17 protein-coding genes are annotated in these 19775 nt (G+C 36.9%); 5 read left to right on the top strand and 12 right to left on the bottom strand.

The features are described 5' to 3' along the window. Nucleotides 1-177: 177 nt before the first annotated feature. The 4 genes from BKP35_RS13060 to BKP35_RS13045 form a co-directional block, all read right to left on the bottom strand. Nucleotides 178-1155 carry an electron transfer flavoprotein subunit alpha/FixB family protein gene (locus BKP35_RS13060; RefSeq protein ID WP_071313795.1) on the bottom strand — a complete coding sequence of 326 codons (978 nt, stop codon included), beginning with the start codon at nucleotides 1153-1155 and terminating at the stop codon, nucleotides 178-180. A gap of 16 nt (nucleotides 1156-1171) precedes the next feature. After that, entirely contained in the window at nucleotides 1172-1942 is a 771-nt protein-coding gene (locus BKP35_RS13055) for an electron transfer flavoprotein subunit beta/FixA family protein (protein ID WP_071313794.1), read from the bottom strand. A gap of 148 nt (nucleotides 1943-2090) precedes the next feature. Continuing rightward, nucleotides 2091-2873, bottom strand: coding sequence for an enoyl-CoA hydratase (locus tag BKP35_RS13050; protein ID WP_245741966.1), 783 nt, complete (start codon nucleotides 2871-2873; stop codon nucleotides 2091-2093). Between the two features lie 242 nt (nucleotides 2874-3115). Continuing rightward, the gene (locus BKP35_RS13045) at nucleotides 3116-3748 is read right to left on the bottom strand and encodes a TetR/AcrR family transcriptional regulator (protein WP_071313792.1); all 633 of its coding nucleotides are present in this window, start codon (nucleotides 3746-3748) and stop codon (nucleotides 3116-3118) included. 177 nt (nucleotides 3749-3925) lie between these two features. Here BKP35_RS13045 and BKP35_RS13040 point away from each other — a divergent pair, with 177 nt between their 5' ends. From BKP35_RS13040 to BKP35_RS13025, 4 genes are all read left to right on the top strand, one after another. Further along, nucleotides 3926-5317, top strand: coding sequence for a cbb3-type cytochrome c oxidase subunit I (locus BKP35_RS13040; protein WP_071313791.1), 1392 nt, complete (start codon nucleotides 3926-3928; stop codon nucleotides 5315-5317). Between the two features lie 121 nt (nucleotides 5318-5438). Further along, the gene (locus BKP35_RS13035; protein ID WP_071313790.1) at nucleotides 5439-5957 is read left to right on the top strand and encodes a cbb3-type cytochrome c oxidase subunit II; all 519 of its coding nucleotides are present in this window, start codon (nucleotides 5439-5441) and stop codon (nucleotides 5955-5957) included. A gap of 44 nt (nucleotides 5958-6001) precedes the next feature. Next, the gene (locus BKP35_RS13030; RefSeq protein ID WP_071313789.1) at nucleotides 6002-6469 is read left to right on the top strand and encodes a c-type cytochrome; all 468 of its coding nucleotides are present in this window, start codon (nucleotides 6002-6004) and stop codon (nucleotides 6467-6469) included. Nucleotides 6470-6653: 184 nt separating this feature from the next. Continuing rightward, nucleotides 6654-7154 (top strand): DUF1269 domain-containing protein, encoded by a 501-nt coding sequence (locus tag BKP35_RS13025; protein WP_071313788.1) that lies wholly within the window; start codon nucleotides 6654-6656, stop codon nucleotides 7152-7154. 387 nt (nucleotides 7155-7541) lie between these two features. On the opposite strand, the gene BKP35_RS13020 is transcribed toward BKP35_RS13025, so the two are convergent. The 7 genes from BKP35_RS13020 to zapA form a co-directional block, all read right to left on the bottom strand. Further along, entirely contained in the window at nucleotides 7542-9260 is a 1719-nt protein-coding gene (locus BKP35_RS13020; RefSeq protein WP_071313787.1) for an AMP-binding protein, read from the bottom strand. Between the two features lie 511 nt (nucleotides 9261-9771). After that, entirely contained in the window at nucleotides 9772-11472 is a 1701-nt protein-coding gene (locus BKP35_RS13015) for a long-chain-fatty-acid--CoA ligase (RefSeq protein ID WP_071313786.1), read from the bottom strand. Between the two features lie 443 nt (nucleotides 11473-11915). Further along, nucleotides 11916-12329 (bottom strand): DUF350 domain-containing protein, encoded by a 414-nt coding sequence (locus tag BKP35_RS13010; RefSeq protein ID WP_071313785.1) that lies wholly within the window; start codon nucleotides 12327-12329, stop codon nucleotides 11916-11918. A gap of 16 nt (nucleotides 12330-12345) precedes the next feature. Next, nucleotides 12346-14700 (bottom strand): endonuclease MutS2, encoded by a 2355-nt coding sequence (locus BKP35_RS13005; RefSeq protein WP_084031645.1) that lies wholly within the window; start codon nucleotides 14698-14700, stop codon nucleotides 12346-12348. A gap of 12 nt (nucleotides 14701-14712) precedes the next feature. Further along, nucleotides 14713-16440 (bottom strand): DNA polymerase/3'-5' exonuclease PolX, encoded by a 1728-nt coding sequence (polX, locus tag BKP35_RS13000; RefSeq protein ID WP_084031644.1) that lies wholly within the window; start codon nucleotides 16438-16440, stop codon nucleotides 14713-14715. A gap of 386 nt (nucleotides 16441-16826) precedes the next feature. Beyond that, on the bottom strand, nucleotides 16827-17366 hold the full coding sequence (locus BKP35_RS12995) for a CvpA family protein (RefSeq protein WP_071313783.1): 540 nt from the start codon (nucleotides 17364-17366) through the stop codon (nucleotides 16827-16829). Nucleotides 17367-17369: 3 nt separating this feature from the next. Further along, the gene (gene zapA / locus BKP35_RS12990; RefSeq protein WP_071313782.1) at nucleotides 17370-17624 is read right to left on the bottom strand and encodes a cell division protein ZapA; all 255 of its coding nucleotides are present in this window, start codon (nucleotides 17622-17624) and stop codon (nucleotides 17370-17372) included. Nucleotides 17625-18197: 573 nt separating this feature from the next. On the opposite strand from zapA, the gene rnhC reads away from it, so the two are divergent. Continuing rightward, complete coding sequence (gene rnhC / locus BKP35_RS12985; RefSeq protein WP_139192877.1) at nucleotides 18198-19133, top strand: ribonuclease HIII; 936 nt, start codon at nucleotides 18198-18200, stop codon at nucleotides 19131-19133. 78 nt (nucleotides 19134-19211) lie between these two features. Here rnhC and BKP35_RS12980 read toward each other — a convergent pair whose 3' ends face one another. Continuing rightward, entirely contained in the window at nucleotides 19212-19640 is a 429-nt protein-coding gene (locus tag BKP35_RS12980) for a hypothetical protein (RefSeq protein ID WP_071313781.1), read from the bottom strand. Nucleotides 19641-19775: the final 135 nt, after the last annotated feature.

The raw sequence follows: 19775 nt of genomic DNA, 5'->3' as shown, positions 1-19775 counted from the left end.
GGAAGTTTGCCGCTCGCTTCCTTCAGATTTCACGTCGCCGTGAACACCCTTGCGTTAAGCTAACCGTTACTTCTGCCTTCACGGCTCGGGACTTTCACCCTAGAGATTGCACCCATGCTGGGCACACAATCAAAAGCGAGCCCCACCAAGGGACTCGCCGCTATCAACTAAAAATTATTAAGAACTTACAACTTCTTTTTTGAATTCTTCAAGTAGAAGTGGTAACACTTCAGCTAAGTCGCCAACAATTCCGTAATCAGCAATGCTGAAAATTGTTGCTTCTGGATCTTTGTTTACTGCTACGATACATTTAGAGTTTGACATTCCAGCAACGTGCTGGATTGCACCAGAAATACCGAAAGCAAAATATAAATCAGGAGTTACAACTTTACCAGTTTGACCGATTTGTAATGAATAGTCACAATATTCAGCGTCACAAGCTCCACGTGAAGCCCCTACAGCTGCTCCGAAAATATCAGCAAACTCATACAGCTTATTAAACCCTTCTTCACTTTTCACTCCACGGCCACCTGCGACAACGACTTTCGCTTCTGATAAGTCGACGCCACCGGAACTTTTACGTACGATATCTTTAATGATTGTGCGTAAATCTTTAATATCAACAGAAACTGTTTTTACTTCACCAGAAAGAGATTCATCTCTATCTAATGCCGTAATATTGTTAGGACGAATTGTCGCTAAAATAATTCCGTCTGAAACTACTTTTTTCTCAAACGCCTTACCAGCATAAATTGGGCGCGTGAATACAACTTCTTCTCCGACAACTTCTAAGGCAGTAACGTCAGAAACTAAGCCAGCTTGTTTCTTCATAGCGATGCGAGGTGCAAGGTCTTTACCAATTGCAGTGTGACCCATGATCACCGCATCTGGAGATTCCTCATCGATTACTTGAAGAAGTGCTTGTGAGTAGGCATCAGGCGTATAATCTTTTAAACTACTATTCTCTACAGTTAAAACACGGTCTGCCCCATAATAAAATAATTCAGAAGATAAACCGCTTACATTTTCACCTACTAAAACTGCAGCAACTTCTCCACCATCAGCAACTTGTTTCCCAGCTGCAATGGCTTCAAACGATACGTTACGAAATGAATTGTCTCTTATATCCGCAAGAACTAATACTTTTCTAGCCATTTTCATATCCCTCCAGTTATATTACTTTTGCTTCCGTTTTTAATAAAGAAACAAGCTCTTTGACTTGATCATCTACTTCGCCCTCAAGAATTTTACCTGCTTCTTTTTGAGGTGGTAAGAAAATTTCCACTGTTTTTGTTTTTGCTTCTACGTCATCTTCCTCTAAATCAATATCATCTAATTCTAGACGCTCTAACGGTTTCTTTTTCGCTTTCATAATCCCTGGTAAAGAAGGATATCTCGGCTCGTTTAAGCCTTGTTGTGCTGTTATAAGGACTGGCAGTGACACTTCTACAACTTCTTTATCACCTTCAACATCTCTTTCGATGGTAGCAACTGAACCATCTACATCAATTTTCGTAATTGATGTTACGTGAGGGATATCTAATTCTTCAGCAATTCTTGGGCCAACTTGACCTGATCCACCATCAACAGCGACATTACCTGCTAAAACGATGTCATATTCTTTATCTTTTAGTAATGTTGCCAGCACTTTGGCTGTTGTAAACTGATCGATATCATCTACCTCTTCACTATCAATAACAATCGCTTTGTCTGCTCCCATTGCTAAGGCTGTACGAACTTCCTTATCGGCTTCTTCCTCAGCAAAAGAAACAACTGTTACTTCACCGCCATGCTTTTCTTTAAGGACAAGTGCTTCTTCAATGGCATACTCGTCATAAGGATTAATAATAAATTCTGCTCCATCCTCATTAATCGAACCATTTGAAAGGGTGATTTTTTCTTCTGTGTCGAAGGTTCTCTTCATTACAACAAAAATATTCATTCCTTTACCTCCTTAAATTAAGTAAATTAATGAATTTCATAATCCATTATTTCCGCCACTAAGATCAATATATAGTTGCGTGATGTGGCTCATTTTTGGTAATTATGAAATTCACTCAAATATAAAACCTTTTTATTTTTCTTAAGTATTATTGATCTTTAAATTGTGCTGGTCGTTTTTCAAGGAAAGCATTAATACCTTCTTGACCATCGTGTGATTCAAAAGCTTCTCCAAACAGCACAGCTTCTTTTTTAACACCGTCTTGGAACTTATAATCGTTCGCATACGTTAGAAGCTGTAATGCAAGTTTCATAGATACTGCACTTTTCTTTGTTAACTTTTGAGCTAGTTCATAAGCTTTTTCTAAAAGCTCTTCTTCACTGTAAGCATGATTAGCTAAACCTAGCTTTACGGCCTCACTACCGGTTATCGGCTCACTTGTTAGTAACATTTCAGCAGCCTTTGCTACTCCTACATAACGTGGAAGACGTTGACTTCCAGCAAAACCAGGAATTAAACCGAGTTGTAATTCAGGTAAGCCTAATTTACAATTTTCAGAAACAAGACGAATATGACAAGCCATTGCAAGCTCTAATCCCCCACCTAGTGCTGCTCCATGAACAGCAGCGATGACAGGTTTAGAAAATTGTTCGATACGGTTAAATAAAACTTGTCCGTACTCAGCTAACTTTTCAAACTCAGCCCCATTTTCTACTGTCGTAAACTCTTTAATATCTGCTCCTGCTGCAAAAAATCTTCCATGACCGTGTAGAACAACCACCTTTACTTTATCATCGTTTTCAAGGTTATCGAATATAGCCGATAACTCTTGAAGTAGCGGAGACGACAATGCGTTAGCAGGGGGGCGATTAATCGTAATTGTTGCGATACGGTCCTCCTCTTTTACAAGGAAAAATTGATACTTACTCAACATCACTCACTCCTTTCAATTACTCATGCTTATTGTATTTTTCTGCTAGTTCAAATAGTACAAACTTATTTTAATTATTACATAAATTAAACAACATTGAAAATTTAAAAAATTCATTACAAAAAAATTTTTTAAACATTCGTAGGGAATTTTGAATTACTTACCTAAAAATTGCAATATGTAACTAATTCAAAATTCTACATTAAAATTTCACTTCAGTACTATATGAACTAGCATTGAAACTACGATCTCCTCATTGCGTTAAGTAGCATTGTATGAACAGGTTCACAGAGCTGAACTAAGTCATATTTATGCTCTTTCATTACCCAGTCAGTGACAACTTCATCAATCGTCCCAAAGATCATTTGTCTTGTGATGCGAACATCAAGATCCTCTTTAAATACTCCTTTTTCAATTCCGAGTAAAATGATCGTATCAATAAGTTTTAAATAACCTTTAAGTACCTCATTAATACGATTCCGTAACTCGATGTTAGATTGTCTTAATTCTAATTGAGTAACAATCGCTAATGAATGATCTTTTTGTAATTGCATGAGGTGCATAGTTATCAATATTAATAATTTCGCCTCAATTGAAGATTCTCCTGCTAATTCTTCTTCAATCTTCTGAATAAATTTTCCCATTTTTTCTTCAAATAAAGAAACGAGTATATCTTCTTTGTTTTTAAAGTAAAGATAAATCGTTCCATCTGCTACTCCTGCTTCTTTCGCAATTTTAGAAACTTGTGAGTGATGATATCCATTTTGGGCGATCACTTTAACCGCTGCATCAATTATTTGATCATATTTTTGCCCTTTCCGCTTTGCCAACGTTTTACCCCTTCCTGGATTCGATAGTAATGAATGATCATTCATTCATATTTTCATTTTAGTCGATCGTTTATTTAATGTCAATCAACTTCTATAAATAAAAGCAGAGCATATTTGTATTTTTTGGAGAATAAGGTAATAACTTTTGGAAATAGTAAAGGTATCCTTCAATAGTGTTATATCGTGCGCAGGATAACTTTACGTCTTGAAAGGAGTAGCATCATGGAAACACAAACTTCTAGTGATACGTACCGTCCGACGAAAATCTTTTTTTACTCTTCACTCGTTTGGCTCGTCATCGGTATGATATATGGTTTAATATTAGCTTTTAAATTTATTTGGCCTAACTTTTTAGTCTGGGGACCACTCCAAGTCATACTACAATTTGGTCGCATTCGACCAATTCATACAAACATGCTTTTATTCGGTTGGTTAACAATGGCTAATATAGGCGCTCTTTTTTATGTTATCCCTAAACTTTGTCGAAATCAACTGTCATTTCCTAAAATGGCAACGTTTTTAGGCTATTTCTGGAACTTTATCATTGTCGTTGGTTCTATTGCTTTAACGATGGGATATACGACAGTTACTGAATACGGCGAATGGCCACTTTGGATTGATATTTTAGTTGTTATTGGTGTAGCTATGCTCGCTATGATTTGTTTTTCTACGATTGCTAACAGAAACGAAAAGCAGTTATACGTTAGTCTTTGGTATTTTATGGGTTCGCTCATTTGGTTACCTGGATTATATATCATCGGAAATCTACCTTATAAATTATTATCAGGAGTTCCACAGTTTTTAATTTTTTGGTTTTATGGTCATAACGTCATTGGCTTATGGTTTACAACTGTCGGCGTAGGGCTCATTTATTATTTACTTCCCTACTTAACTAAAAATCCATTATATAGTCACCGTCTATCGTTAATCGGCTTTTGGACGATTGCTACTTTTTACGTATGGAATGGTCCACACCACCTTCAAAATGGTCCGATCCCACTTTGGCTAATGAAGGCAGGAATTATTCCGTCTGTGCTGTTAATTATCCCTGTTTGGGCTGTTTTAGCAAATGTATTTGGGACGATGAAAGGGAAGTGGCATGCTGTCGCTCATAATACTCCATTAAAATTTCTAGTGACGGGAGCAATCTTTTATTTAATTACTTGTTTACAAGGACCATTTCAATCTTTGCAAGGACCTAGTTCGATTGTAAAGTTTACCGACTGGGTACCTGGACATGCCCACTTACCTGTGTTTGGTGCATTTTCATACGTAGCATTTTCAGTCATGTATTATGTACTCCCGAAAATTGTATATCATAACATATACTCGAATCGATTGATGGAAACTCATTTTTGGCTCTCAACGATCGGTTTATTATTGTTCACATTTAGCACGTGGACTGCAGGTGTTTTTGAAGGTTTTGCCTGGATTGAAGGCGCTCAATATGGACTTCAGTTTGTAGAAATGCTCACGGCAATGCAACCATTTTTCTGGATAAGAACAGTAGGTGGTACATTAATGTTTGTTGCGCAAATATTCTTCATTATTAACCTGTACAAAACGATCCAATTAGGGAAAAAATCACAAAATACAAATGAAAGTAGCGCTTGATTTCAGTTTTGAGTGTTGAGTGTTGAGTTTTGAGTTTTTGTGAGTAGGTGCTTCGAAGCATTTCTATCAGAAACTCTTAACTCAAAACTCATAACTCTTAACTCAAAATGGAGGTGATTTAATGAGTGGGTTTGCTAATGAGCGGTCAATGTTCACTTACGTAATCGGTGCGTCAATTTTATTTTTAATCGGTGTTTTCGGAACTGCATACTTACCGTTTTACGACGATCAGATGCAAGCACCTAATGAAAATGCAGAATTAAGAAATTACTCTGTCGACTCGGCTGAATATCGCGGTAGAGAAGTTTATATACGTGAAGGTTGTCACGTTTGTCATACAATGTTTGTTCGTCCAGTACTAGCCGATAGTGCTTTAGGACCTATATCTCAACCAGCGGACTATTATTATGAAGCACCGGCAATGCTTGGCTCTAAAAGAACAGGTGCTGATTTGATGTGGGTCGGTAATCGCTGGAATGCAGACTGGCATCGTGAACACTTAATTAATCCTCAGAAAATTTTACCAGGGAGCATCATGCCAAGATACGATTATTTGAGTGATCAAGATATGGAAGATTTAATTGCGTATTTAATGAGTTTAAAGCCTTCGCCACAAACAGAAGGTCGACCGGTGAATTAGTGTAGCTCCACCCTAGTTTCAAATAGAAAGTGAGGTGTGTAGGTTTGGATAAAGATAAACAGAATAGTGAAGTAAATAATGAAGAAATGAAAGAGCAGCATCCAAAAACTGAACACGGTGCACCTACTGATGAACCGCCAACTCCACAAGTAGAAGATATGTCCAAAGACATTCGTATGGGAAATGCAAAAGTTCCCCGCTTTCTCGTTGTCACTTATTGTTTATTAGCGATTTGGGCTTTTGGGTATGCTCTAATGGCCGTTCCGCTTAATCAAGTAGCAGAAGTTGCAGCTGATGGGGAAACGATATTTTCGCAAAGTTGTTTTGGCTGCCATAACGTAACGGATGAATTTAAAGTTGGACCAGGAATGCAAGATGTTGGTTTGAAATATTCCGAAGAAGAGCTCCAAAAAATTTTACTCAACGGAATTGGGACAATGCCTTCTTTACCTAACCTTGGCTTAAATACAGAACAAATCAAAGCAGTGAAGGAGTATATATTGACGTTGTAGTTTCAAATGTACAATATACAATTAAAAATTAAAAAAAATTTTTGAATGCATTAGCTTCGAAGCATCAATGAGTTATTTAACAATTATCAATTATACATTTTAAATTCAAAAAACTTCGTAGCTCTACTCAACAAACAATTATCAATTGTAAATTGTGAATTTTAATTAAAAAGGGGGGAAACGAATGGGAAAGCCTCATATTATTGCAACTTTTTATGATTTGCATAGTGCAGAAGAAGCATTTCATGCATTATTACATATAGTACCTAGAGACGACATTTCTTTTATTCATCGCCCAGATCCAACTAGAGCTGAAGGAGATGACATGAGTAGTGACCACCCTCTTAATGGAATCTTATACGGTTCTGCTATAGGTGGTGTTGGCGGAGCTTTAACCGGACTTAGTTTATTAGCATTTCCAGGCTTAGGTGCATTACTAGCGTTAGGCCCTATTTATGCGGCACTCGCTGGGGCAACGACCGGAGGTATCATTGGTGGGCTGATGGATATTGGGATTAACAAGTACGAAGCAGAAGAAATTGAAAAGCATGTGAAAGGTGGTGCCGTAGTTTTAACAATAGAAGCAGCAACACCAAAAGTTTATGACCTAGTTTCATCTACATTAAAACATTACGGTGCCAACTATATTACAAATGAACCGATCGTTGATGATACACTTGAGTAAATCGGTTGCATGTTTAAGAGAGTATTCCAAAGCAAAGTGTCGGTCACCGATAGGTACAGCAGATGTTAAATATGTGCATCTATAATTTAGTAGTACCTCTGGTGATTTGACACTTTGTTGTCCGAAGTAATTACTAATTATTGTCTAATCTATTGTCTTATTGTCCACCCAAAAGATTTTTGCTCCAATTCACTTTCAAGCTAAAAAAGAGAGTGGGCCAAAAGTGTCTGACACCACGCGGATTCTACTAAATATAGACGTAAAGATTTATCATATGTCTATATTCGGTGTCTAGCGGTGTCTGACACTTTGTTTTGGCCCACCTTCTTAATCTTTCTGTTGTCTAGTTCTTAATTCTTGTACCTCAAAACTGGGTAAGTTAATAGTTTAGCTACTTTTTAATTGATCATCGCTTTCTGAGGATTTCAACTTCTCTTCTTCTTCCTCTAGCAGTGCCCGTCTAAGAACTTTTCCTACCATTGTTTTTGGTAATTCATCTCTAAACTCATAAAGTCTAGGAACTTTGTAGGCGGATAAATGCTTACGACAAAATTCATTAAGTTCTTTTTCCGTTAATTGGTGGTTTTCCTTTAAAACGATGTAAGCTTTAACGGTTTCCCCACGATATGGGTCAGGAACCCCAATAATAACAGCTTCTTGAATACTTTCATGTTCGTAAAGAACTTCTTCAACTTCACGAGGATAAATATTAAAGCCACCAGCAATAATCATGTCTTTTTTGCGATCAACGATATAGAAATAACCTTCATCATCCATATAACCCATGTCTCCAGTATATAACCAACCATCTTGAAGCGTTGCTTGAGTTTCTTCAGGACGATTCCAATAACCCTTCATTACTTGAGGCCCTTTCACTAAAAGCTCACCAATTTGCCCTGGTTTAGCGAACTCACCTGTTTCGGCATCTAAAATTTGCGCATCAGTATCAGGCCATGGCAAACCAATGCTGCCAGTAGGACGCTTCCCCCAAACTTGATTAAAGTGGGTGACCGGGGCTGCTTCTGTCAAACCAAAACCTTCAGAAAGTTTACCGCCTGTTAACTGTTCAAATTTTTGTTGGACTTCGACTGGAAGTGGGGCCGAGCCACTAATACATACTTCAATCGATGATAAATCATATTTGTTAATATTCGGATCATTAATAAGTCCGATGTACATTGTTGGTGCTCCTGGGAACACTGTCACTTTTTGAGATTGTATCCCTTTTAATATTTGTTTCGTATCAAACTTTGGAATAATGACCATTTTTGACGCGTGCATTATTGAATAATTCATGCCCACAGTCATTCCATACACATGGAAGAACGGTAATGCACATAAAACAACTTCTTCTCCAGGAGTCATTTTATACATCCATCTAATCGCTTGGGTAGTGTTAGCTACTAAGTTATAGTGTGTTAACATTACTCCTTTGGCGACACCTGTAGTTCCACCCGTATATTGTAGTAATGCTAAATCTTCTTTTACATCAAAAGAAAGTGAGATTTCCTTTTCTTCCCCTGTTTTTAAAAGGTTTACGAAGGAATGGACATTACGACCGTAATCTACATCAATAGTAATGCCAGTATTTTTCTTTTGAATAAAAGGATAAATTAAATTTTTAGGGAATGGTAAATAATCTTTAATTCCCGTGACAATTACATGTTCAAGGCTCGTTTTCGGCCAAACTTTTTTCACCCTTTGATATAAGAGATCTAAACAAATGATCACCTTAGCTCCTGAATCGACCATTTGATGCTCTAACTCTCTCTCTACGTAAAGGGGGTTCGTTTGCACAACAATAGCTCCAGCCATTAATGCACCATAGTAGCTAATCACTGATTGTGGAGTATTAGCAACCATTATCGCTACCCTATCTCCTTTTTTGACACCAAGTGTTGTTAACTGATTAGCAAACTTTAATGCTGACGAATAAAGTTGTTGATAAGTAAGTTCTTTCCCTAAAAAGTGCAATGCAGCCTTTTTAGGATGCTTTTCACTCGCTTCTTTTAAATAACTTTGTAACGTTCGTTCCTCATAGTTAATTGAGGTAGGTATTTCGGTAGGGTAATGATTAATCCATGGGTTTTTAGATAACAAATCCATTTATGTATGTCCTCCTTTTACCTCCCCTTTCTTATACCATCAATCTCTAAGTTGATAGTATTTTAAAAAAGCATTCTCCTCTTTCTCTATTGTAATGAAAACGTTTACAATAATAAAGTGATTTATTACAAAATTTAAAATTTTTTTATTAAAATAAAAATTCTATACAAAAACTTCATGTATGTTTAACCTTCACCATCTAATATGTAAAAGAACGAGTAATTTCCCTCTCCTCGCTGTAAAGCTACTGACCTCAATCACACCATGAGATACATCTATGAGGAATCATCGTGCAACTTTCGACGAGTAACCGCAGGAGCAACTTCTTGCGAATTTTAGAGGCTCGTTCAGGAAATTACTCGTTCTTTTTTCATACAAAACACCAATGACGATGAACCATCTCACCTAACATGTAAAAGTCAGGTTTTTCCTTTCCGACTAATCCAACTGTCCAACAAACCAACTTTCAAAAAAAAGCCCTCAATCAATTTGAAGGCATCACCACTAATTTCTATCCTATATCCTCTTTTTCTAGTTTCTTCTTTTCTTCTTCTACTAGAACTCGTCGCAATATTTTACCGATCATTGTTTTTGGTAATTCATCTCGAAATTCGTAAAGTCTTGGTACTTTAAAGGCGGCTAAATGCTTTCGACAATATTGGTCTAACTCTTCTTCGGTTAAGGTCTGCCCTTCTTTTGGAACGATAAATGCCTTTACAGTTTCACCGCGGTACTCGTCTGGAACTCCGATAATGCAAGCTTCTTGAACTTTTTCATGTTCATATAAAACTTCTTCTATTTCCCGTGGGTAAATATTAAAGCCACCAGCAATGATCATATCCTTTTTACGGTCGACAATATAAAAGTAGCCTTCATCATCCATATAGCCCATATCTCCAGTTAGGAACCAGTCATCCTTAAAAGTAGCCTGGGTATCTTCAGGTCGTTTCCAATACCCTTTCATGATTTGAGGACCTTTCACCATGACTTCACCAATTTCGTTCGGTTCAGCTGGCTCTCCTGTTTCGATCGATAAAATGGCCGCATCCGTATTTGGCCACGGTAAACCGATGCTTCCCGATTTCCGCTCGCCCCAAATTAGGTTAGCAATTACTACTGGTGACGTCTCAGTTAGGCCGTAGCCTTCGACTAAATTACCATCGGTTTCTTGTTCAAACTTTGACTGGACTTCTACTGGTAGCGCTGCCGAACCACTAATACAAGCTTCGATCGAAGATAAATCAAAATCTTTAATTTTCGGATGGTTTAAAAGTGCAATATACATTGTTGGTGCCCCTGGAAATATTGTTGCCTTTTGCTTTTCAATCGTTTTTAAAACATCAATCGGTTCAAACTTCGGTAAAATGATCATTTTTGAATAAAACATAATCGATAAATTCATTACTACCGTCATACCGTAAACATGAAAAAATGGTAAAGCTGCTAAAATCCGTTCTTCCCCTTTTCTTAACTTATACATCCAGCCTACGCATTGACTCGTATTGGCCACTAAATTATAGTGTGTTAACATTACTCCTTTTGCCGGTCCAGTTGTTCCCCCTGTATATTGAAGTAATGCTAGATCCTCTTTTGGATCGATCTCTATGTCTATCTCTTTTGAAATACCTTCTTCAAGAAGTTTTACAAAACTTAAAATCCGGTGATTATAGCTAATATTTACATCAATACCAGTACGTTTTTTTTGGATGAAAGGATAAATTAAATTTTTCGGAAATGGCAAATAGTCTTTTATACCAGTTACTATAACGTGTCTTAACTTGGTCTTATTCATCACATTAGCGACTCTCGGATAAACAAGGTCAAGACAAATCATGATTTCTGCTCCTGAATCGTTAAGTTGATGTTCGACCTCCCTTTCTACGTATAGCGGATTCGTTTGTACAACAATCGCCCCAGCAAACAGAGCACCATAATAACTTATAACCGCCTGCGGAGTATTTGCTAGCATAATTGCAACGCGATCTCCCTTTTTAACTCCTAATTTTTGCAATTGATTTGCTAGCTTTAAGGAAGAGTCATAAAGTTGTTTGTAAGATAGCTCTTTCCCTATAAAGTGTATCGCTTTCTTTTCAGGATACTTCTCTGCGGCCTCTTTTAAATAACTTTGTAATGTTCTTTCTTCAAACTGCATTGTCTTTGGAATTTCATCAGGATATTGAGCTAACCACGGCCTCAAACCAGTTTCTTCCATTCACAATCTCCTCCTTTTTATTTTCATCTCCTTTCTAAACAATGGCATTCTCCTCTATTTACATTGTAATGTATGCGGTTGCAAAAATAAATATGTTTTTATAATATTTTGAATTTTTAAATTAAATAAAAAGTATCCAGCACCATCTAATAGGGAAAAAGGCGAATGATTTCCTTCACTTCTCTGTGACCTTCTAACGAATCTCAGAGGCTCGTTCACGAAATCATCCGCCTTTTTCTTTCATACAAATCCCCATGAGTTTTTGTAGCTTCACCATTTATATATAAAATTCTGGGGCTTTTCTAACCAACTAGCGACTAACCAACAAACCAACTAACCAATCATGCTATAAAAAATAAATAAATAACTCCAGCGATCATAAAGACCGCACAAAAGATGAATAAAACTTTCCAAAGCGTTTCCAAGTTTATACCGCTCCATTTCTAATTCTTAATAATACCTGCGCCAATAACAAATGAAAGCCCTACTGAAATAATAAAGGAAATGAAACCGACAGCGCGGTTATCTTTAGCTATTTCACTGTCTACTTTAAAACGTGGTGTTAAAAATTCAAAAATAAAATAAGCAAATAAAAGTAGAGAAAACCCAAATGATCCCCAGATTAACATCGTTAAAATCGAATCATTATGTTGAATAGAAAACCGAAAAATATTGGCAACCCCAAAGATTTTCCCACCAGTGGCAAGCGCAACTGAAATGTTCCCTTTTTTTATTTCTTGCCAATTGTTATACTTTGTGACCGTTTCAAAAATAGCCAAAAAGACAACCATCGCTAATACGGCAACACTAAATGAAGCTGCTGTGTACACAAAGTCAATTTCAAATAACTGCTCCATCGGTTCTCACCTCCTATTACTTAAATTGTACGATTGTATTACCGAATCCACCTTCGTTCATTGCGGCCATCTTTGAATTTTTTATTTGTGGGTGGGATTTTAATAATTGGAGCACTCCTTTTCTTAAGGCTCCAGTTCCTTTACCGTGAATAATCGACACTTGGCTGTATCCTGCCAATAAGGCATCATCTAAATATTTTTCAACACGAAGCATCGCATCTTCAAAGCGCTCGCCACGAAGATCGAGTTCAGGCTTAACATGATGATTCGATCCTCGAACCGTTGCCATCGGCTTTTTCTCGATTTGTTTCGGTCGATCAAGTAGCTCGAGATCATCAATTTGTACTTTCATTTTCATAATCCCGATTTGCACTTGAAATTCTTTATCTGATATTTTTTCAACGATATGACCTTTTTGACCGAATGAAAGCACTCTTACTTCATCACCAGGCATTAGCTCTTTTGATACCTTCTTCACAGAAGGCTTCTTCTTTTTCTCTTTTAATTTAGGCTGTTGTTCTTCGAGACGTTTTTTTGCATCAATGAGCTGATGCTCTTTTACAACGTTTGCTTCTTTTTGAAGTTCCCTTAATTCTTCAATAATAAATTCTGCTTCTTCTTTCGCAGTTTCAACAGCATCATGAGCTTTCTTTTCTGCTTCTTCTAAAAGCTTTTCTTTTTCCATCTCAAATGCCGAAAATTGGTCCTCTAACTCTTTCCGCAATGCTTCTGCATTATCTCGGACCTTTTGAGCTTCTTCCAATTCTTTTTCTGCTGCTTTTTGACTTGTTTCTAGTGAAGAAATCATATTTTCTACTTTGTTCGTTTCCGTAGAGATTTGTTCTTTCGCTTTATCAATAATTTCTTTATTTAATCCTAATCGTTCTGAGATCGCAAAAGCGTTACTTCTTCCCGGAACACCAATTAAAAGGCGGTACGTAGGGCTTAACGTTTCAACATCAAATTCTACACTAGCATTAATTGCACCAGGTCGATTGTAGGCATAAGCTTTCAATTCACTGTAGTGAGTCGTTGCAATGATTCTAGCTCCACGCTGATACACATCATCTAAAATCGAAATCGCTAATGCCGCCCCTTCTGTTGGGTCCGTACCTGCCCCTAACTCATCAAAAAGAACGAGACTTTCGTGATCTACTTTATCTATAATATCAATAATGTTTGTCATGTGAGACGAGAATGTACTTAAATTTTGTTCAATCGATTGCTCATCGCCAATATCAGCAAAAATCGATTGGAATACCGCCATTTCTGATCCTTCTTCACAAGGAACGTGTAAACCAGATTGCATCATCAACGTAAGTAACCCGGTCGTTTTTAATGTGACGGTTTTACCACCCGTGTTCGGACCAGTAATAATTATCGAACTGTATGTCTTCCCTAATTCAACATCGATTGGAACGATTTCCTCGTGTGGAATAAGAGGATGACGTGCTTTTTTCATTTTAATAAAACCTTCATCATTCAATTTAGGCTGAGAAGCTTTTATCGCTTTGGAATATAAAGCTTTCGCAAAAATAAAGTCAATTTCAGCAAGTGTTTTAACATTTTCGAGTAGCTCTTCACTTACTTCAGAAACTTTTGCGGAAAGCTCGTGTAAAATCTTTTCAACCTCTTGCTTTTCTTTCATTCGTACTTCTCTTAATTGGTTATTAATCGACACAACTGCTTGCGGTTCAATAAATAACGTTGCCCCTGAAGCCGATTGGTCGTGGATCAGTCCACCAAAGTTGCTACGATACTCTTGTTTTACCGGAATTACGTAACGTTCATTTCGGATTGTAATAATCGAATCAGACAGCATTTTTTGATTGCTAGAGGAGCGAATGATGCTCTCTAACTTAGAACGAATCGAGGCTTCGTGACTTTTAATTTGATGACGGATCGTTCGTAAAGTAGGACTAGCTGAATCTAACATATGACCGTTATCGTCGATACACATTTTAATTTCGCGCTCAACATCCGTAAGTGGAGTAATTAAGTTTACTAATTGTTGTAAAATTGGAAGTTCTACTTCATCTTCAATCATGTCTTCAATAAACTTCTTAAATCTTCTTCCTCCGTATATCGTACTCGCAACTTCTAGTAACTCGCCCTCATTTAACATACCGCCAATTTGTGCACGTTTTACACTTGCCGTAATATTACGAATTCCACCGAGTGGGGCTTGTCCTTTTAACCGCAGCACTTTCGCTCCTTCAAACGTTGAGTTTTGCGCATGTTGAATTTCATCTATATTAACCAACGGCGTAAGCTCTTCAATTTTTTTCTTTCCAAGTGATGAACTTACGTGTTCTATAAGCTGCTCTTTCATTTTATCGTACTCTAAGAGACGATGAACTCGCTGTAACAATGGACCCACTCCTTACTTATCTTTTCGGTTCAAATAACGAACTACTTGTTGTTGTGACCAACTATTAATGACCGTGTCTTTTTTAATCCAACCTTTTCTCGCACTCGCAATCCCAATTTCCATATCATCTAGCATTTCTTCGTTGTGAGCATCGGTATTGATCATTATTTTAACGTCTTTTTGTTGCGCTTTTTTCAACCAATGTGGCGCAAGGTCAAGGCGATGCGGGTTCGCGTTTAACTCTAGCGCTGTGTTTGATTCACTAGCTAAGTCAATAAGTAAATCAACATCAACATCATAGCCTGCTCTACGACCAATAAGCCTACCTGTCGGATGAGCAATTAAGTCCACGTGTTGGTTTTTTAAGGCGTTTTTTAGACGATTCATAATCGTCTCTCTATCTTGAGAAAAAGAAGAGTGAATCGATGCAATCACAAAGTCGACGTCAGAAATTACTTCATCATCATAATCAAGCGTACCATCTGGTAAAATATCCATTTCAATTCCTGTGAAAATCGTAAAGTCATCCCACTGTTCATTTAGCTTTGCAATTTTTTGGTGTTGCTCGCGAAGTCGTTTAACGGTCAATCCATTCGCTACTTTTAAATATTTCGAATGGTCGGTAATTGCAATATATGAATACCCTTTTTTTCTCGCGGCTTCTACCATTTCTTCAATCGAATGGGCACCATCACTCCATGTTGAATGCATATGCATATCACCACGAATATCATTGATCGATATCAGCTCATTTTCTGTTTGCCAAGCTTCGATTTCCCCATCACCTTCGCGAACCTCAGGTGGAATAAAGTGAAGACCAAAATGTCGGAAAAATTCTTCCTCTGAAGCAAACGTAGTTATTTTTCCTGTTTCAACGTCTTCTACTCCGTATTCACTAATTTTTTCTCCACGATCTTTTGCTAATTGTCGCATTTGAACGTTATGATCTTTAGAACCTGTAAAATGGTGGAGCGCTGTCGCAAACTCGGCATCTTTAACGAGCCGGAAATCGATGGAAATCCGAAATTCTGCTAACTGTAATACTAACGAAACTTTCGTATCTCCACTAGCGATAATTTCTCCGACATTTGCAAATTTCAAAAGTGCATCGCGAACTTTTTCTGGCTCATTCGTTGCAATAATATAATCTAAGTCTTTGACGGTTTCTCTTAACCTGCGTAAGCTACCAGCACGGCTAAACCGAATAATTTCATTAATGTTGCTTAAATTAGCTTCAATCTTATTAGCTACAGGTAAAACTTGGGCGATTGGTAAGCGCTCAGGCTGTTTTCCGAACTCTTCAATCGAAGCTATTATTTTTTCTTCTGTCTTTTTCCCGAAACCTGCAAGAACTTGAACTTTTTCATCCAAACATGCTTGCTTAAGCGATTCGATATCAACAACTTCAAGTTGTTGGTAAATCTTACCAATCTTCTTTTCGCCAAGGCCTGGAAGTTTTAATAATGGGATTAGTCCCTCTGGTAACTCTTCTTTCAACTCATCAAGTAAGCTTGATTTACCTTCATTTTTTAGTTGCTCAATTACGGTCGCTGTTCCTTTTCCAATCCCTTTCAACTTAGAAGGATCTTCAATTTGCTCCATCGTTCTTTCATCTAACTCTAAAGCTTGAGCAGCCTTTCTGTAGGCGGATACTTTAAAACTATTTTCACCTTTTATTTCCATATATATTGCAATCGTTTCTAACGCTTGAATTATTTGTTTTTTATTCAAAAAAATCATCCCTTCTTGCAGTGCCGACAATCGAATTTTCAATTAGCTTCAGTTAGGAAATAAAATTCATTGTTTGCTTTTCTAATATACATAATTCTTGTTAACCTCTTATTTACATCCATAGTTATCATACCTAGTTTCCCTCCTAGAAATCAACTTTCAACCATTGAAAGAGGCTGTCCTATAAGTTTTAGTTCACCCCAAACAAATACTATACTTAGAGAGGCTGTCCCTAAAAAAAGTCCAACACCGTCATGCACCAAATATAGACGGATAATAAAAGTATACGTCTATATTAAGTAAGTTTTTCCTGGTGTCAGACACTTAGGGACAGCCCCGTCTATTTATAGTGCCTGAGATGACTGACACTTAGTTTTAGGACAGCCTCTTCATACTTATAATTGATTTTCAATCCACAATTCTTTTAAATAATTAGATAAGATCGGTGTGTAATCTAATATTAATTTTGCTAAAGACGATTCTTTTAATAAATCTTGGACGAACTCAATCGGTAACAGCGCTGCAATATGTAACAGAACAACAAAAATAAGCAGCGTTTCTAAAAAACAAAGAATACCACCTAACCAACCATTAATCGTACTTAAAATTGGCAAATGTGCTAAAAAGTCAAACATCGAGCCGATAATCTGCAACAATATCTTTGTTGCAAAAAATAAAATCGCAAAGGCAATCCCAGTATAATACACATTTTCAAAGTTAAACCCTTCAACCAACATGAACGCCGGATTATCGGTAGGAAACTGTGGATACGGGATCCAAAGGCGAATATGATACGCTAATTCTGCATGATAAAGATAAGCGACAATAAAAGCAATAATAAAACCAGTCAAATGAACTAACTGTAGTATAAACCCTCTACGAAACCCAACAAAAAAACTAGTAATTAAAAGAATTAAAATTATTAAGCTAAGCATTTTTTATTTTTCCCCATCTTTCTTTATACTTTCTTGCTGTTTTTTTAACCGTAAGTATTCATCACTAATATTAACTGCCGCCAACACAGCGAGTTGAGTACTATCTAAATAAGGATTAACATTTCTCATTTTCTTCATTTTCTCATCAACAAATTTGGCCACTTCCTTAATGTGACTGACGTCCGCTTGCCCTGAAATTACATAGCTTTGACCATTTATCTTTACGGTTGTTCGCCGTTTACTTTTTTCTTCCCCCACAATAAGCCTCCTTATTAGAAAAGCGTAAGGCGCCCGCCTAACGGCGACAACCACTGGAAGACCTTCCCGTAGCGGTCAGGTTTTAGACCGTAAGGGGAGGACTGAAGTGGTCGAGCCGTTGGCGCCTGGAACTAGACATAGAAAAGCGTAAGCGCCTTGAATAGCTTCGACAAGCGTTGGAGGGCCAGCAACGTTTTGCCTCCTCTTCGATTTCCCCTCATGAATAGGCAAATCTTGATGGACCGAAACGCTCGAGAAGCTAGGCGCTGGAGCTAGACATAGAAAAGCGTAAGCGCCTTGGGTTATCGACAATTCAAAAATTCCTACCTTCTATCTTACCACGAACAGTCGTGATTGGAAATATATGATGAGTAATTGAGAAAAGTTGAGAAAAAATGGTACAATGAGTCTAGTTTTGAGTTTTGAATTTTGAGTGGAGAGTTTTGAGTTTACTGTAGGTAAATTCGGGGAAGTAATTTAGAATTTAAAATTTATAATTTAAAAAATTGTTTGGCACTAATTTTACATTTTAAATTTTACATTTTAAATTATATCGAAAGGGGTTTTTTCACATTGGGGCAACGAGTATTAAAGGTCACAAGTAGTTTAATTATAAAAATGAAAGAGTTTTATACAGATGACTTACAAACGAAGCTTCCGCCAGGAGCTGTTTTTTCGGCTAAGCCTCTTAATTGTTCAGTTACTGCATATAAATCGGGAAAAGTTTTGTTTCAAGGAGCAAACTACGAAGATGAAGCGTCCATTTGGGAAAAGTTCGCAAACGAAACAGTGGAAACAAAAAATAAACATAATGCATCAAATAAACAAGAACGCAACACCGCTCAATACGGGCAATTATCATTATTGGGGTCGGATGAAGTAGGTACTGGTGACTATTTTGGTCCGATCACTGTTGTCGCTGCCTTTGTTGCGAAAGAAAACTTTTCTACTTTAAGTAAACTTGGAGTAAAAGATTCAAAAGGAATGAAGGATGATCAAATTTGTAAAATTGCCAAAGATCTCATTCAAACAATACCGTACAGCCTTTTAGTTCTCCCTAATGAAAAATACAATTCCTTGCAAGCAAAAGGAATGAACCAAGGAAAAATGAAAGCCATTTTACATAATAAAGCTCTCCTTCATTTAAAGAAAAAAATCGGAACAACTCCGTATGACGGAATTTTAATTGATCAATTTGTGGAACGCGACACTTATTACCGTTACATTGCAGATCAAAAGGAAGTCGTTCAAGAAAAAAATGTTTTTTTTGAAACAAAAGCAGAATCAGTTCACTTATCCGTCGCAGCAGCATCCATTATTGCTCGTTATGCTTTCGTCAAAGAAATGGACAAATTAAGTGAAAAAGTAGGGTTCGAAATTCCCAAAGGGGCAGGATCACATGTTGATAAAGCAGCAGCAAAGCTTATTCAAACACACGGTGTTGATTCGTTAACACAATTTTGCAAATTACATTTTGCTAATACAGAAAAAGCAAAGAAGTTACTTTGAGCTTTGAGTTTTAGGGTTTTAATTTTTAATTTTTAGCATTCGACCTTACCCGGTTAAAAGTATTAAAATTCTTTCGATTTACATGTTTTTGTTTTTTATGCGAAGGAGATTGCCATAAAAGCGATTTTCTTCTGCATGCTTCTCCCATTCAGCTTTATTGTTTACGACTAAATAGTCCGAAGAAATTTCTTCTATAGGGAGACGTAACTCATCAGTGACTTCCTTTAAAAACTGTTTATTCTTTACTACATTCGTTTTAATTTTTTGATAGTCTTTACTCGCTACAAAACAAGCAATTTTATTTTCGCCACAATAAATACATTGATTTCCTTCCACGACACTTGTTAACTCATGTGTAATTAAGGAATTGAACACCCACTTTTTCTCCTTTATTAAATAAAGAAAATCAGTCGTATACTCCATCTGTTCACCGTCCATTTGAAAAACGACATTCCATACACAATAATCTATTTTTTTTATTAGAGTAATGTTGCTTACTTTATACATATAAAATGACCCACCTTTTAGAAAATGCTTGAAGCTGTCAGTATTCACATAAGAGCGCCCAAGTGCAATGAATAACGGCAAAGATCCTATGTATTTTTAACTATACTTAGTAAATCCTATTTACACAATAGAAAA

This window comes from Anaerobacillus arseniciselenatis (assembly GCF_001865995.1).
Classification (GTDB): Bacteria; Bacillota; Bacilli; order Bacillales; family Anaerobacillaceae; genus Anaerobacillus; species Anaerobacillus arseniciselenatis.
Note: the sequence above shows the minus strand (reverse complement) of the source record. Positions and strands in the feature narration are given on the sequence as shown.